This window comes from Streptomyces sp. NPDC043746 (genome assembly GCF_056436485.1).
In genome coordinates this window covers 215,096-229,271 of sequence record NZ_JBWKCM010000005.1, presented here as the reverse complement: position 1 = coordinate 229,271, position 14,176 = coordinate 215,096, and the positions used below count along the sequence as shown (strand labels likewise).

At 75.7% G+C, this 14,176-nt stretch carries 7 protein-coding genes; 5 read left to right on the top strand and 2 right to left on the bottom strand.

Annotated features, from left to right (window positions below; translation table 11 throughout):
- Positions 1-23 precede the first annotated feature (23 nt).
- The 5 genes from AC0682_RS08255 to AC0682_RS08235 all read left to right on the top strand — a co-directional run bounded on the left by AC0682_RS08255 (position 24) and on the right by AC0682_RS08235 (position 9,742).
- Entirely contained in the window at positions 24-1,094 is a 1,071-nt protein-coding gene (locus AC0682_RS08255) for a LacI family DNA-binding transcriptional regulator (RefSeq protein WP_478531652.1), read from the top strand.
- A 151-nt stretch (positions 1,095-1,245) separates the two neighbouring features.
- Positions 1,246-4,362 (top strand): type 2 lanthipeptide synthetase LanM family protein, encoded by a 3,117-nt coding sequence (locus AC0682_RS08250; protein ID WP_478531651.1) that lies wholly within the window; start codon positions 1,246-1,248, stop codon positions 4,360-4,362.
- Between the two features lie 119 nt (positions 4,363-4,481).
- Positions 4,482-4,676, top strand: coding sequence for a hypothetical protein (locus tag AC0682_RS08245; RefSeq protein WP_478531650.1), 195 nt, complete (start codon positions 4,482-4,484; stop codon positions 4,674-4,676).
- Between the two features lie 70 nt (positions 4,677-4,746).
- Positions 4,747-7,668, top strand: a complete 2,922-nt coding sequence (locus AC0682_RS08240) for a helix-turn-helix transcriptional regulator (protein WP_478531648.1) — start codon at positions 4,747-4,749, stop codon at positions 7,666-7,668.
- Between the two features lie 175 nt (positions 7,669-7,843).
- Entirely contained in the window at positions 7,844-9,742 is a 1,899-nt protein-coding gene (locus AC0682_RS08235; protein WP_478531646.1) for an AfsR/SARP family transcriptional regulator, read from the top strand.
- A 167-nt stretch (positions 9,743-9,909) separates the two neighbouring features.
- Here AC0682_RS08235 and lanKC read toward each other — a convergent pair whose 3' ends face one another.
- Positions 9,910-12,642 (bottom strand): class III lanthionine synthetase LanKC, encoded by a 2,733-nt coding sequence (gene lanKC, locus AC0682_RS08230; RefSeq protein ID WP_478531645.1) that lies wholly within the window; start codon positions 12,640-12,642, stop codon positions 9,910-9,912.
- Positions 12,643-12,653: 11 nt separating this feature from the next.
- Positions 12,654-13,976 carry an MFS transporter gene (locus AC0682_RS08225; protein ID WP_478531644.1) on the bottom strand — a complete coding sequence of 441 codons (1,323 nt, stop codon included), beginning with the start codon at positions 13,974-13,976 and terminating at the stop codon, positions 12,654-12,656.
- Positions 13,977-14,176: the final 200 nt, after the last annotated feature.

The window sequence follows — 14,176 nt, the reverse complement described above, 5'->3', positions numbered from 1 at the left end:
GCACGCGACCACGGAGGAGAGCGATGACAGTCACCCTGGCGGACGTGGCGGCCCGCGCCCGGGTGTCGCCGGCCACCGTCTCCCGTGTGCTGAACGGGAACTACCCGGTCGCCGCCTCGACCCGGGAGCGGGTCCTGCGCGCGGTCGACGACCTGGACTACGTGCTCAACGGGCCCGCCAGCTCGCTGGCCGCCGCCACCTCCGACCTCGTCGGCATCCTGGTCAACGACATCGCGGACCCCTTCTTCGGGATCATGGCCGGGGCCGCGCAGAGCCAGATCGGCGGGCCGGGGGACGGCTCCGGGCGGGCGGGTGGCGAGAAGCTGGCCGTCATCTGCAACACCGGCGGCTCCCCCGAGCGCGAGCTGACCTATCTCACCCTCCTCCAGCGCCAGCGGGCCGCCGCGGTCGTCGTCACCGGCGGCGCGGTCGAGAGCCCGGGCCAGCAGGCCGCCATGGCCGCGAAGCTGGGCAAGCTGGCGGACGCGGGCACCCGGATCGTCTTCTGCGGGCGCCCCCCGCTCCCCGAGGGGGACTTGCTCGTCGCCGCGCTCGCCTTCGACAACCGGGGCGGCGGGCGGCGGCTGACCGAGCACCTGGTCGCGCTGGGCCACCGCAGGATCGGCTATGTCGCCGGACCGCCGGAGCACACCACCACCCGGCACCGACTGGAGGGCCACCGCGAGGCCCTGCGGGGCGCGGGGCTGGACGGCGGGGACGACGAGCGGCTCACCGTGCACGGCCCCTACGACCGGCGCTCCGGATACGAGGCCACCCTCGACCTGCTGCGCCGGGAGCCCGGCATCACCGCCGTCGTCGCCGCCAACGACACGGTCGCGCTGGGCGCCTGCGCCGCCGTACGGGACCAGGGACTCCGCATCCCGCAGGACATCTCGGTGGCCGGCTTCGACGACCTGCCGTTCTCGGTGGACGCCGCGCCCGCACTGACCACCGTACGGCTGCCGCTCTTCGAGGCGGGGGCGCGGGCCGGACGGCTCGCGATGGGCAAGGAGAACCCGCCGCCGGGCGGCATCGCCACCATCGCCGCCGAGTTGATGATCCGGGCGTCGACGGCTCCGCCCCGGGCGGTGTGAGTCCGCACAGGCCCTGGTGAGGCCGCACTCACCCCCGGGGTGCACGCCATCCGGCGAAAGATGGGGGCAACTCCCCCATGCGCCACGGGAGTCCCCACCGCCAGGATGGTCGCAGGCGGTCCGGTGGACCGCTCCCGACCTGGGAGGTGCGGTGGAGAAGGAACTGATCGGCAGCGGCGGTACGGGGGCTGCTGCCCGGCTCGCTCCCCCGGCCGTCACCGTGAACGGGTCCACCGCGGTGGTGAACATGAACCCGACCGGCGGCGCCCACGCCACCGGCGGGTTCGCCCGCGCCGCCGGGAACGGCCGCCCCTGCGCCTCCCCCAAGGTCGCAGCCGACAACTCCGCTCGTACCGGGCCCTGGTGGCTGCCCGGGGTCATCGGGGAGCCGCCCGTGGGCGAGCCCGACTGGGTGGTCTTCGTCCAGGGCGTCATCGCCGACGCACCGCCGCAGGCCCCGGTGGCCGAACGGCCCTACCCCGGGCTCACCGGCTTCGCCCTCGTCGTGGCCCCGTTCGCCGAGCGGGCCGCCGCACGGCTGCTGACCTCCCCGTCGAACAACGCCGTACGGGCCGGGACCGCCGTCGGGCTCGCCCCCGTACTGGAGGACTTCCGGTCCCAGCTGACCGCGCGGCTGGCCCGGCTGGCGGCGCGGACGCTCGTGCTGGAGCTGCACCGGGCGCGGCAGGCCGGGCGGCTGGCCGGGGAGGGGCCCGAGGAGCGGTTCCGGGACTTCCTGCGGGTGACGGCGGGGCGGGACGGGCTGGCGGCCTTCCTCACCGCCTATCCCGTGCTGGCCCACGTCCTGGCCCGGACGAGCCTGAGCGCGGCCGACGCCCTGACGGAGATGCTCGGCCGGCTGGCCGACGACCGGGAGCTGCTGGCCGCCTCCGGGGTGCTGGGCGACCGGGGTCCGGCGGCGGGGTCGCTGGGCGCGGGGCCGGGGCCGGGGGCGCTGACCGGGGTCGACACGGGCGCCGGTGACAGCCACCGCGGGGGCCGCTCGGTGATGCTGCTGCGCTTCAACGACGGCACCCGGCTGGTCTACAAGCCGCGCCCGCTCTCCGCCCACCGGCACTTCAACTCCCTGGTGGAGTGGTTCGGTTCGCTGCCCGGTACGCCGTCCCTGCGGGCGCTGCGGGTGCTGGACCGGGGTGATTACGGGTGGGTGGAGTTCGTCGCCGAGCGGCCCTGCTCGACCACGGCGGAGACCCGCCTGTTCTACCGCCGTCAGGGCGCGCTGCTGGCCCTGCTCCATCTGCTGGACGGGACCGATCTGCACCAGGAGAACCTGATCGCCTGCGGGCCGCATCCGGTCCTGGTGGACGTGGAGACGCTGTTCCACCCGCCCCTCGCCCAGGCGCACTCCGCCGACCCCGCCGCCCGCGCCCTGCACGCCTCGGCCTACCGGGTCGGGCTGCTGCCGCAGCTGCTGGTCGGGGACTCGGCCGCGCTCGACGTCTCCGCGATCGGCGGCGGCCGGGCCGCCCCCTCCCCCATCGAGACGGCCGACTGGGCCGACGCGGGCCTGGACACCATGCGGCTGGTACGGCGCTCCGCGCGGTTCACCGAGTCCGCCAACCGGCCCCGGCTGGACGGGGTTCCGGCCGACCCGTGCGCGTACACCGACGCCCTGTGCGAGGGCTTCCGCGTCGGCTACACCGCGATCAGCGAATACCGTGACGAACTACTCGGCAAGCGGGGCCTGTTGACGGACTTCGCGCGGGACGAGGTCCGGGTGGTCTCCCGGCCGACCTGGACCTACACGACGCTGCTCGACGAGTCGACCCACCCCGACCTGATGCGGGACGCCGCCGAACGCCACCAGGTCCTCTCGCTGCTGCGCACCCCCACCCTGGGCACCCCCGCGCTGCCCGGTCTGGAGGAGGAGGAGATCGAGGAGCTGTGGGCCGGTGACGTGCCGGTCTTCCTCACCCGGCCCGGCTCCACGGAGCTGTGGAGCGGCACCGGACGCGGGGTGCCCGGCACCTCGGGTGCCACCGGTCTCGAACGGGTCGAGGCGAAGGTACGGGCCATGGACTCGGTGGACCGCCAGGACCAGGAGCGGATCATCCGGGCCGCGATGGTCTCCACCTCCGCCGAACCGCCGCACAGGTCGGAGGGCGGGGCACGGGCCCGGACGGCCGCGACGGCCCCCGAGCCGGAGCACCTCCTCTCCGCCGCACGGTCGGTGGGCGACCAGCTCGTCTCGCTCGCCTACCGGTACGAGCACCGCACCAACTGGATCGGCCTGGAGCTGCTGGGCGAGCGCTACTGGCGGCTCGCCCCGATGGCGGCCGACCTCGCGAGCGGCTACACCGGCCCCGCCCTCTACCTGGCCCAGCTGGCCGCCCTCACCGGGGCCGAGCGGTACGCCGAGGCGGCCCGCGAGGCGCTGGCCCCGGTGCCCGGACTGCTGGACGCCCTGCACGGCCGGGTCGACGACCTCGCGGTGCTGGGCTCGGGGGCCTTCGCGGGTCTCGGCGGCATCGCGTACGCCCTGGCCGAGGTGGGCGCCCTGCTCAAGGACCGGACGGTGACGGAGCTGGCGGGCCCCGCCACCCGGCTGGCCTGCGCCGCGGGCGCCGCCGAGGCGGGGTACGGGGTGCGCGGCGGGGCGGCCGGCGGGCTGGTCTCCCTGCTCGCGGTCCACCGCACCACCGGCCGGGCCGAGGCGTGGCGGGGCGCGGAGCGGTGTGCCGAGCGGCTCGCCGTGGCCCCGCTCCCGGCGGCCGGCGGCTTCGCCGAGGGGGCCGCGGGCATCGGCTGGGCGCTGCTGCGCTTCGCCGCGGCGGGGGGCGGTGAGCAGTACCGTACGGCGGGGCTGCGGGCCCTGCGCCGGGCGACCGCCGAGGTGGCGGAGGGCGGGGCCTGGTGCGAGGGGGCGGCGGGGGCGGCCCTCGCGGTCGCGGACAGCCCGGGCGCCCTGGCCGATCCGGACCTGTCGGGCTGGCTGGCGGAGCGGGCCGGTGAGCTGGCGGACCGCCCCCCGCTCGCCGACGACAGCCTCTGCCACGGCGAGCTGGGCCTGCTCGAACTGCTCGGCCACCCGGCCCTGACCGGCGACCGCACCCCGTGGGTGCGCCGGGCCGGGACCCTGCTGGCCGCCGCCGACCGGGAAGGGCCGCGCTGCGGGACCCCCGGCCACGTACCGCACCCGGGGCTGCTCACCGGCCTCTCGGGGATCGGTCACGGGCTGCTGCGGGCGGGGTTCCCCGACCGCATCGGCTCAGCGCTGCTGCTCAACCCGTCCGCGGGGGCCGCATGAGGGCCCCCGGGTGCGGGCCCGGTCCCCGTACCGCGAGACCCGCCGACCATCGACCGTCCGACCGACCCATTGTGTGATTGCACGTCAGAAACCTTTCTTTCAAGGAGAATGAGGCAGAGATGACGCACATCAGCGAATCGGCGATGCAGGGATCCGCCAAGCACTCCCAGGAGGGCGGCTACGACCACCCGGCCGGGCAGATATCCTTTGGTATCGGCGGCGGGCTGGGCATGCGCAGCAGACTCCTCAGCGCCTCGGAGGGCGAGACGGGCAACACCATCGACCTGCCGTGGACCACCATGATTCCGCTTTAGCCGCGCCTCGGCCGGATTGTGGCGCATTGGGGCGCTGCCGGATGAGTTACGACTCCAGTAGCCTGCGCCCATGCGAGCCACTTCGCCGGTCATCGTCGGGCGGGACGAGGAGATCGGCCTGCTGAGCAGCGCCCTGGACGCCGTGCGACGGCGTTCGGGGCGCGCCCTGTTCTTCGTCGGCGAGGCCGGGATCGGCAAATCCCGGCTGGTGGGTGAGTGCGCCTACCGGGCCTACGGGCTCGGCATGCCCGTGCTGCGCGGCCGGGCCACCTCGACCGGTCTCGTCGTCCCTTTCCGGCCACTCGTGGAAGCCCTCTCCTCCCGCTTCCGGGCCGCGGGCACCCCGACCGATCCCGAACTCGCGCCGTACCACCCCGCGCTGGCCCGGCTGGTCCCGGAGTGGCGCCAGAAGGCCTCGCCCGGCTACCCGGAGACCGTGGTCGAGCTGGCGGAGGCGCTGCTGCGGCTGCTCTCCGTGCTGGGCCGGGAGTCCGGCTGCACGATCCTGCTGGAGGATCTGCACGACAGCGACGCGGAGACGGTCGCGGTCGTCGAGTACGTCATCGACAATCTCGCGGACCTGCCGATCCTGCTGCTGGGGACCCTGCGCCCGGAGGCGGGGGCAGCACTCGATCTCGTACGCTCGGCCGAGCGCCGACAGGCCGCGGTCATCAGGGAGTTGAAACCGCTCGGGGACGACCAGACGCGGGTGCTGACCGGTGCGTGCCTGGAGGCGGCACCCGAGGAGATACCCCAGGTCGTGCACCAGCGTCTGGCCGAACGGTCGGGCGGAAACCCGTACTTGTTGGAAGTGCTGCTGGCCGATCTGCTCGATACCGGTCAGTTGCGGCAGGCAGAGGGCGGCTGGGAGGCGGCCGAAGATCCCGGCGGGCCGGTGCCCTCGGGGATCGTCCGGAGCTGGACGCGTCGGCTGGACCGGCTGGACGAGCCGGTGCGGGAACTCTTATGGGCGGCGGCCACCCTGGGCGGCCAGTTCTCGGTCACTGTGCTCCAGACCGTCACGGGCTTCGAGGACCGGGCCCTGTTCACCCATCTGCGCTCCGCCGTGGAGGCCGGGGTGATCGCCCCGGACGGCGCCGCCCCCGACCGTTACGCCTTCCGCCACTCGCTGACCGCCGAGGCCCTGATCTCCTCGCTCGCCCCGGCCGAGCGCGCCGCGCTGGCCCGCCGGGCCGCCGGGGCCGTCGAGCGGTCCGGGCAACCGCTGGACGAGGACGGACAGCAGCTCGTCGCCTCCCTCCATCTGGCCGCCGGCAACCGGGCCGGGGCCGCGCTGCGGTTCGCGGAGGCCGGGAGGCGGATGCTCGCCTCGGGGGCCCACGGTTCGGCCGTGGTGCTGCTGGAGCGGGCCTGCCCGCTGGCCGCCGACGCCGACCGGCCCGCCATCTGCGAGTCGCTGGCGGTGGCGAAGGCCGAGGGCGGCGACCTGGACTCGGCCCTGGAGCTGGCCGACGCGCTGCCGCCGGTGCCCGCGCGCACCGAGGCCGCCGACCGGCGCGGCGAGATCCACATCAAGATCGCGTGGGTGGCCGTGATGGCCGAGCGGGCGGCCGACGCGGCCCGCCAGATCGAGGCCGCCCGCACCCTGCTCGGCGAGGAGCCCGCCCCCGGCCGCCGGGCCGCACTCGGCGTCGCCGACGCCCATCTCGCCCTGCTGCCCGGCCAGGAGCACCGCTGCCCCTCGGAGACCGAGCGGGCCGCCCGGGAGGCGGCGGAGATCGCGGAGGCCGAGGGGCTGCCCGTGGTCGCCTGCCAGGCCTGGCAGTTGCTGGCCCTGCTGCTGCGCGAGAGCGGGTTCGACGCGGCGGACGCCTGCCTGGAGCGGATGCTCGCGCTCTCCACCGACCACGACCTGCCCGTCTGGCGGGTGGAGGCCCTGGTGCGGCTGGGCGCCAACGCCTTCATGCGGACCGGGGACGCCTCCCGGCTCCGCTCGGCGCGGGCCGCGGCGATCGAGCTGGGGGCGTTGCTGCTGACCCAGACGGTGGACGGGCTGCTCGCCATGAACGCGGTGCTCTGCGCCCGGTGGGACGAGGCGCAGGAGATCATCGACCGTTCTCTGGAGGCCAGTGCCCGGGTCGGCAACCACTCGGCCCACCGCTATCTGCTGCTCTCCGCCGCCACGATGGCCGCGCACCGGGGGCGGCGGCGGGACATGGACCGCTCGCTGGCCGCGTTCAGACGGGCGGGCGGCGAGCAATCCCTGCTGGTACCCCACCAGTTGGGGCTGTGCAAGGCGATCGGCGCCCTGCTGGAGGAGGACCGGGAGCGGGCGCTGGCGCAACTGGACGCGGTGCTCGCCTGGGAGCGTGACCACCCCAGCTACTTCTACCTGAGCGGGAGTTACGGGCTGCGCCCCCTCCTGCGGGTCCTGGCGGGGGCGGCGGACCGGGCGGAGTTCGCGGCCGTACGCGCCTCGTCCGGTGCCGAACTCGCCTGGAACGGGCAGTTTTTGGAGCTGGCAGAGGCGGTGCTGCTGGGCCGCGACGGCGACCGGTCCGAGGCCGCCCGCCTGGTCGCGTCCTTCGACGCCCGGGCCGCCCCCTTCCCGGTCGCCCGCCATCTCGGGCTGCGCCTGGTCGCGGACGCGGCCCGGGCCGACGGGTGGGGCGAGCCGGTCGCCTGGCTGCGCCGGGCCGAGGAGTTCTTCTACGGGGTGGGGGTGCAGCCGGTCGCCTCCGCCTGCCGGGCCGCGCTACGGCAGGCCGGGGCGAGCGTCACCCAGCACCGGGGCGGCTGGGACCGCATCCCGCTCTCACTGCGGACCAGCGGGGTGACCCCGCGTGAGTACGAGGTGTTCGTGCTGCTGCCGGAGCGGCCGGGCAACCAGCAGATCGCCCGGCGGCTCTCCATCTCGCCGCGCACGGTGGAGAAGCACATGGCCAGCCTGCTCAGCAAGACGGGCCGGGCGGACCGCTCGGCGCTCTGCGAGTTCGCGGCGGAGTGCGCGGTGGAGGTCGAGCCCGCGTGAGCGCCGCGACCGCCCGTGCCGGGCCCCCACAACATGGGGGCGCGGGGCGGTTTCGGTCGGGTGCGGGGGCGGAACATGCGGGTACCGCCCCGATGTGCCGGTGACCGTGCGGTAGGGAGCATCGAGGGGTACGTACGGCAGTCTGCCCTTCGTCCCCGCTTCCGGAGGCCCGCTGATGATCCGACCTCCCGCCCGCCCGGCCCCGGCCGGTGCCGTGTACTTCTCGCTCCTGGGCCCGCTCACCGCCCGACGGGACGGCCGGCCGCTCCCGCTCGGCCCCCGCAAGCAGCGCATCGTCCTCGCCACCCTGCTCTCCCGGCCCAACACCCCGGTCTCGGTCGATGTGTTGACGGACGCGGTCTGGCCCGACGACCCACCGAGAACCGCGCGCAAGAACCTCCAGGTCTATGTGAGCGCCGCTCGCGCCCTGCTCGGCAGCACCGGCGACGACGAACGCGACCGGGTCGTCCACGGCTGCGGCGGCTACCGGCTCACCATCGACGAGGCCGAGTTGGACACCCTGCGCTTCCGGTCCCTGGCCCGGGCCGGGCGGGCGGCCGGTGAGCGCGGCGACCTGCGGGCGGCGGCCCGGCTGCTGCGGGAGGCGTTGGACCTGTGGGCGGGGCCGCCGCTGGACGACCTGCGGGACTCCACGGGGGTGGCGGAGGAGGCGGAGCGGCTGGAGGCCCGCTGTCTGACCGTCTACGAGGACTGGGCCGAGATCGAGACCGAACTGGGCCGCAGCGCCGTGGCGGTGGACGGGCTGCGCGATCTGGTGGAGCGCCACCCGCTGCGGGAGCGGCTGCGGGTGGCCTGGATGAACTCGCTGCACCAGTCCGGGCGGCAGGCCGAGGCGCTGGCGGTGTACGACGACTACCGGCAGTTGCTGGCACGGGAGCTGGGCCTGGAGCCGAGCCCGGCGATGGCCGCCCTCTACAAGGCGATGCTGGGGCGGGGCCGCTCCCACCGGCCGCCGGGGGCGGGGCGGGAGAGCGCGAGCGGCGCGGCCCTGCCCGCCGCACCGCGCCACTTCACCGGCCGTCGCGAGGAACTGCGGGAGCTGCTGGGGCTGTTGGGCGCAGCGGACGAGCGGGTCATGGTGGTGTCGGGGCCCGCGGGGTCCGGCAAGTCGGCCCTGGCCCTGCGCGCCGCCCATCTGCTCGGCGACGCCTTCCCCGACGGGCGCTTCCACGTCGGGGTCCGCCGCGAGGACGGCTCGGCCCGTACGCCCGCCGAAGTCCTGGCCGAGCTGGCCCGGTTGTGCGGGGTGCGGGTGCCGGGGAGCGTCCCGGGGGTGGTGGGTGTGCCGGTGGTGGCGGCCGTCGGCGGGCCGGGGGCCGTTCCGGCCGTGGGGGTGGCGGTGGCGGTCTCGCAGGGGGCGGAGGAGGCCTGGCAGGAGTGGCTGTCGCTGCACCGGGCGCTGATCGTCCTCGACGACGTACCGGACGAGGCTTCCGTACGGGGGCTGCTGCCCCGGTCCTCCGGGCCGTCCTCGGTGGTGGTCACCGCGCGCGGCCAGCTGCCGGGACTCGCCCCGGTGCACCGGATCGCCCTGGCCGCCCTGGCGGACGCCGAGGCGCTGGAGCTGCTCGGCAAGTTGATCGGGCCCGGCCGGCTGCGGACCGACCCGGCGGCGGCCCTGCGGATCGTCCGGGCCTGCGGGGCGCTGCCGCTGGCGGTCTGGGTGAGCGGAATGCGGCTGGCGGTGCTGCGCCACCTGCCGCTGGCGGAGTACGCGGACCGGCTCGACGAGCCGTCGGCGGCCCTGGACGAACTGGTCGCCGGAGACGTCTCCGTGCGGCGGCGCATGGCGTCGGGCTGGCAGGACCTGGCGGTCGACGACCGGCGGGCGCTGGGGCGTCTGGCCGGGCCCGCGCAGGAGGGCGGCATCACTCTGGACCGGGCGATGGAGGCGCTGGGGTGCGGGGAGCGGGCGGCGATCCGTACGGTCGAGTCGCTGATCGACGCGGGGGCGGTGACCTCACCGACGGGGGAGGTCACCGCCCACGCCGCGCTCTACGAAGTGCCGCGGCTGCTCTGCCTGTACGCCCGCGAACGGGCGGGCGCGCAGTAGGGGTGGTGTGCGGAGGGGGCTGGAGGCACGGGAGGGGCCGGGGCCGCGCGGGCAGGGTTGCGCGGGCAGGGGCCATGCGGGCCGGGGTTGCGCGGGAGGGGGCCATGCGGACAGGGCCATGCGGGCAGCCGGTCCCCGCCCGGTCCGTCCGGCCGGTCACCGGAGCGTCACCCCAGGGTGAGCAGTTCCAGCAGGCCGGGGGTCCCGTCCGCCTCCGTCCCCGCCGCGCCCGCCCCCGTAGCGCCCCCGGAGAGGAAGTGCAGGGCCAGCAGCAGCCCCGCCGCGCCCGTCGCCAGGTCGGCGGAGCAGCGGCGCAGCCGGGCGCCCGGCACGAGCAGCCGGTCCTCCTCGGCGAGCAGATGCCAGGACAGGTTCCGTAGCGAGGCGAGGACGTCGGGGGCCCGGCGGCCGTCGGGCGACAGCTGGCCCGCGGTGGCCATGAGCCCCGCGCGGCCGGTGAACAGCCCCGGTTCGCGGACGAATTCGAGGACGCACCCCCGCCGGACACCGGGCAGCAGGGCCGCCAGCGACGGGGCGGCACGGCGGGCCAGATACGCCTGGGCCACCAGCGCGACGCCGCCGCTCCCCTGGTCCAGGTAGAGCAGATGGCGGCGGCCGTCCTTCACCTGGACCGTGCCCCCCGGCATCGTCACGCAGTGCCCGGCCTCCCGCTCCAGGGCCCGGCCGGCGGCCCGCAGGTGGCGGTCCTCACCGGTGAGGGCGTGGAGTTCGAGGTGGAGCAGGGCGGCGCCGCTGAGCCCGCGCAGCAGTCCGGCCGAGGCAGGTGCTGCCAGCCCCGGCACGGATGCGCCGCGCACCAGGCGGTCCAGGTCGTGGGCGGTGCGCAGGGCCGACTCGACGAGGTCGTGGTCGACCCCGGCATCCGGGTGGGCTACGGGCCCGGGGCCGGTGGTGGCATGCGGGTGGGGCCGAGCGGGCGGGTGGACCGTGGCAGGACGGCCGGACGCGGTGCCCGGGCCCGCCATGGCATCCGGACCCCCGACTCCCCGGCCTGCCGACCGGGCCAGGCGCAGGGCGGCGAGCGCGATGCCCGCGCGGCCGTTCAGCAGGTCGGCCGAGGCGGGCGGGGGCGCGGCGGCGGCCCGCTCGAAGAGTTCGCGCCCCTCGTCGGCGCGGCCCAGCAGCGACAGGACGACCGCCGTGCCCGGCAGCCCGCCGTACAGGCCGCCGGGCGCGGCCGGGTCGCGGCGGCGGGCGGCATCCGAGAGCCAGTCGGTCCAGGCGGGCTCCACGGGGGCGCCGACGCGGTGCAGGGCGTACAGCACCCCCGCGGCCCCGTGCGCGAGGTCGCCGCCGCCGGTCGCGAAGGCGTGCGGGTCGCCGGGGAAGAGGCGGTCGGTGCGCTCGGGGGTCGCCCCGGCGCGGATGCCCGCGACCAGCCGGGTCCGCAGCTCGGCCCAGTCGGGTACCGGCCCGTCGAGGAGCGCGGCGATCTGGCTCTCGCCGCCGAGGCGGTCCTCCGCGGCCCGCAGGGCGGCGGGCCGGACGGGCCCCGCGTCGGCCGCCAGGCGGTACCTCCGGCGGGCCCACCGCTCCAGGGTCACCGCCTTGGCCCGGTCGTGCCCGGCCATCTCCATGAGCGGCATCAGCATGGTGAGCCAGGTCGCCCAGAGCGCGTAGGCGTCGGCCTCGGCGCCGGGGGTCCCGGTGGGCGCCTGGAGCCCCGGCGCACCGGCCACCGGGGTGTCCCGGTCGTCGAGGGCGGTGGCGTACTCGAAGTCGACGAGGACCACCCGGCCGTCGGGCCGGATGACGACGTTGGAGGGGTGGAGGTCCCCGAAGCGGAATCCGCGGGCGTGGATGGCGGCCAGCGCCTGGGCGAGCCGCTCGGTGACGGAGTCCACCCAGGCGGTGTACGTGGCGAGTTCGGCGTCCGTGCCGGAGCCGTGGAGGAGGGCGAAGCGGGCGACGATCTCCTCCAGGAGGGTGGCCCCCTCGATGTACTCCTCGATCAGGAAGTGGTGCTCCCACACGCTCCGCACGCCGTGGACCTCGGGGACGCAGTCCAGCCCGGCCAGTGCGGTCAGCGCCCGGTGCTCGCGGTGCAGCCGGGTCACCGCGTCGTGGCCCGCCGCGTCCAGCCCGCAGTGCGGCCGGGCCTCGCGGAGCACCACCTGCCGGCCGGTCTCCCGGTGCCGGGCCCGGTAGATCCCGCCCGCGTTGGAGAACTGGAGGGACTCCGTGACCGTGTACGGGAACGTGGTGTCCCCGGCGGCGGCACGGGCCGCGAGGTGCGGGCGCAGCGCCTCGGGGACGGTGACCCACGGCGGCACCCGGAAGACCACGCCCCGCTCGTCGGGGACCAGTTCACCGGACGGGTGGCGCAGGGCCGGGACCCGCTCCCCGTCGGCGTCCCGGCACCAGCGGGCGACGAAGGCTCCGTACCGTACGTAGACCGGGGCGTCCCCGATCCGCAGGTCGCTGAGGATGTACGGGCCAAGGCGTCCGGCGAGCGCCGGGACCAGCTCGTCCAGCACCCGTAGGAAGACGGTCTCGTCCGGCGGGTAGAGGGTGAGGAACTTCCCGGCGCCGGAGCGGGCCATGTACTTGTCGGACATCAGCAGGAGCGCCTGCTCGCTGCGGAGGAACTTGAACGGCACGCCGTGGGCGAGGCAGATCCGGGCGGTGTCGCGCAGGGTCGCCTCGGCCTCCTCCGGGACGGTGGAGACGTGGATCTTCCAGCCCTGCTCGGCGAGTTGGCGGCCCTCGGGGAGCAGCGAGGTCCACAGCCCGTTCCGGACCCGGCGGCGGCCCTCGGGGGGCGGGGCGGAGTCCAGCGGATAGCGGGTCTCCTCGTCCGGGAGCCGGGCCGGGGTCTCGTAGTAGGTGGGGTCGGCGAGGCAGTAGAGCTGGGTCTGCTGGATACCGGAGACGGACACGGTGGATCTCCTCAGTGCGCGCCGGGGCCGGCGGAGTCGGGGGCGGGGCGGGGCGTTCCGGCAGGCTCGGGCTCGGGCGTCGGCTTCGCCTCCGCATCGGGCTCCGGCTTCGGCTCCCCGGTCGGCCCTGCCGTCGCCGCACCCGCCCGGACCGAGGGGGCGAGCGTCACGACGGTGGCCGAGACGGCCAGCACACAGCCGACGGCGCTGAAGGCGATACGGCTGCCGAACAGCGTCAGCAGGGCACCGCCCGCGAGCGGCCCGAAGGGCTGGACCATCGAGGAGAGGAAGCCCGCTGCGCTCTGCACCCGCCCGATCCGGTCCTCCGGGGTGACGATCAGGAGGGTGGAGAGGAAGCCGATGCTGGCGACCGTCGAGAGGCCCATGCAGATCGCGCAGAGCAGTCCGGCCAGCAGCGCGCTGCTCAGCCAGGCGAGCGCGGCGGCGGTCAGGACGCACGCCCAGCAGGTGGCGACGATGAGGGCGCGGGCGTGGCGGTCCGGGGCGATCCGGGGCGCGAGCAGCGCCCCGGCGAGCGAACCGGCCGAGACGCACGTGAGGACGAAGCCGCCGCCGAGACCCGAGGCTCCGTTCCCGGAGAAGACGGCGAGCGCCGTGAAGGTGAGGGCGCCGAAGGCGAAGTTCATGCCGAGGCCGAAGACGAGCAACACGGTCCGCAGGTAGGGCAGTTGCCAGAGGAAGGCGAGCCCGGCGGTGAGTTCGCGGCGGCTGAGGACCGAACCGGCCCGGCTGCCGGCCTCGGAGCGGGTGCGCACGAGCGCCACACAGACGGTCGAGAGGAGCAGCCCGAGGAACTGCGCCGCGAAGGGCAGGGCCTCGTGGACACCGAACAGCGCGCCTCCGACGAGCGGGCCGACCATCTTGACCGTGGAGGTACGGGCCTGGAGCCGTGCGGTGGCCGTGCCCATCTGGTCCGGCGGCACGACCGCGCGCATCAGTCCGAAGGCGGCGGGGCCGTAGACGCTGCTCAGGACGGCTCCCGAGGTCGCGACCAGCAGGACGAGCACCATGGGGGCGTGCCCGTACCAGACCGCGATGGTCAGGGCCGTGACGGCGGCGAGGCTTCCGGCGTCGCAGAGCCGCATCAGCCGACGCCGCTCGACTCGGTCGGCCATGACCCCGCCCGGCAGCATCGTCACCAGCAGGGCGCAGACGGAGACCGTCCCCACCGCGCCGGCCTGCACGGAGGAGCCGGTCGTCCTGAGGACCAGCAGGGGCAGGGCGAGGGCGCTCATCTGGCTGCCCAGAACGGCGAAGAGGCCGCTCAACCAGAGCAGCCGGAAATCCCGGTTGGAGCGGAGCGGCGTGGCCATCGGGGGCTCCCGTCGTTCGTCGGGTCGTCGGCTGTGCGCAGGGGCGGGTGGGCTTCGGTCCCGTACGCGGGGCGGGGGGGGGGGGGGGGGGGGGGGGGGGGGGGGGAGAAAAGGGGGGGGGGGGGGAAAACACCCGGAAAGGGGAAAGACGGCGAATACCCACCAAACCCCCAAAGTGGGAAGGGAATGCAACCAAAAAA

Bases quoted from the DNA above. Each gene is read 5' to 3' on its own strand.
- AC0682_RS08235 (WP_478531646.1), top strand. From the start codon at position 7,844: ATGATCCGACCTCCCGCCCGCCCGGCCCCGGCCGGTGCCGTGTACTTC.
- AC0682_RS08240 (WP_478531648.1), top strand. From the start codon at position 4,747: ATGCGAGCCACTTCGCCGGTCATCGTCGGGCGGGACGAGGAGATCGGC.
- AC0682_RS08245 (WP_478531650.1), top strand. From the start codon at position 4,482: ATGACGCACATCAGCGAATCGGCGATGCAGGGATCCGCCAAGCACTCC.
- AC0682_RS08255 (WP_478531652.1), top strand. From the start codon at position 24: ATGACAGTCACCCTGGCGGACGTGGCGGCCCGCGCCCGGGTGTCGCCG.
- AC0682_RS08225 (WP_478531644.1), bottom strand. From the start codon at position 13,976: ATGGCCACGCCGCTCCGCTCCAACCGGGATTTCCGGCTGCTCTGGTTG.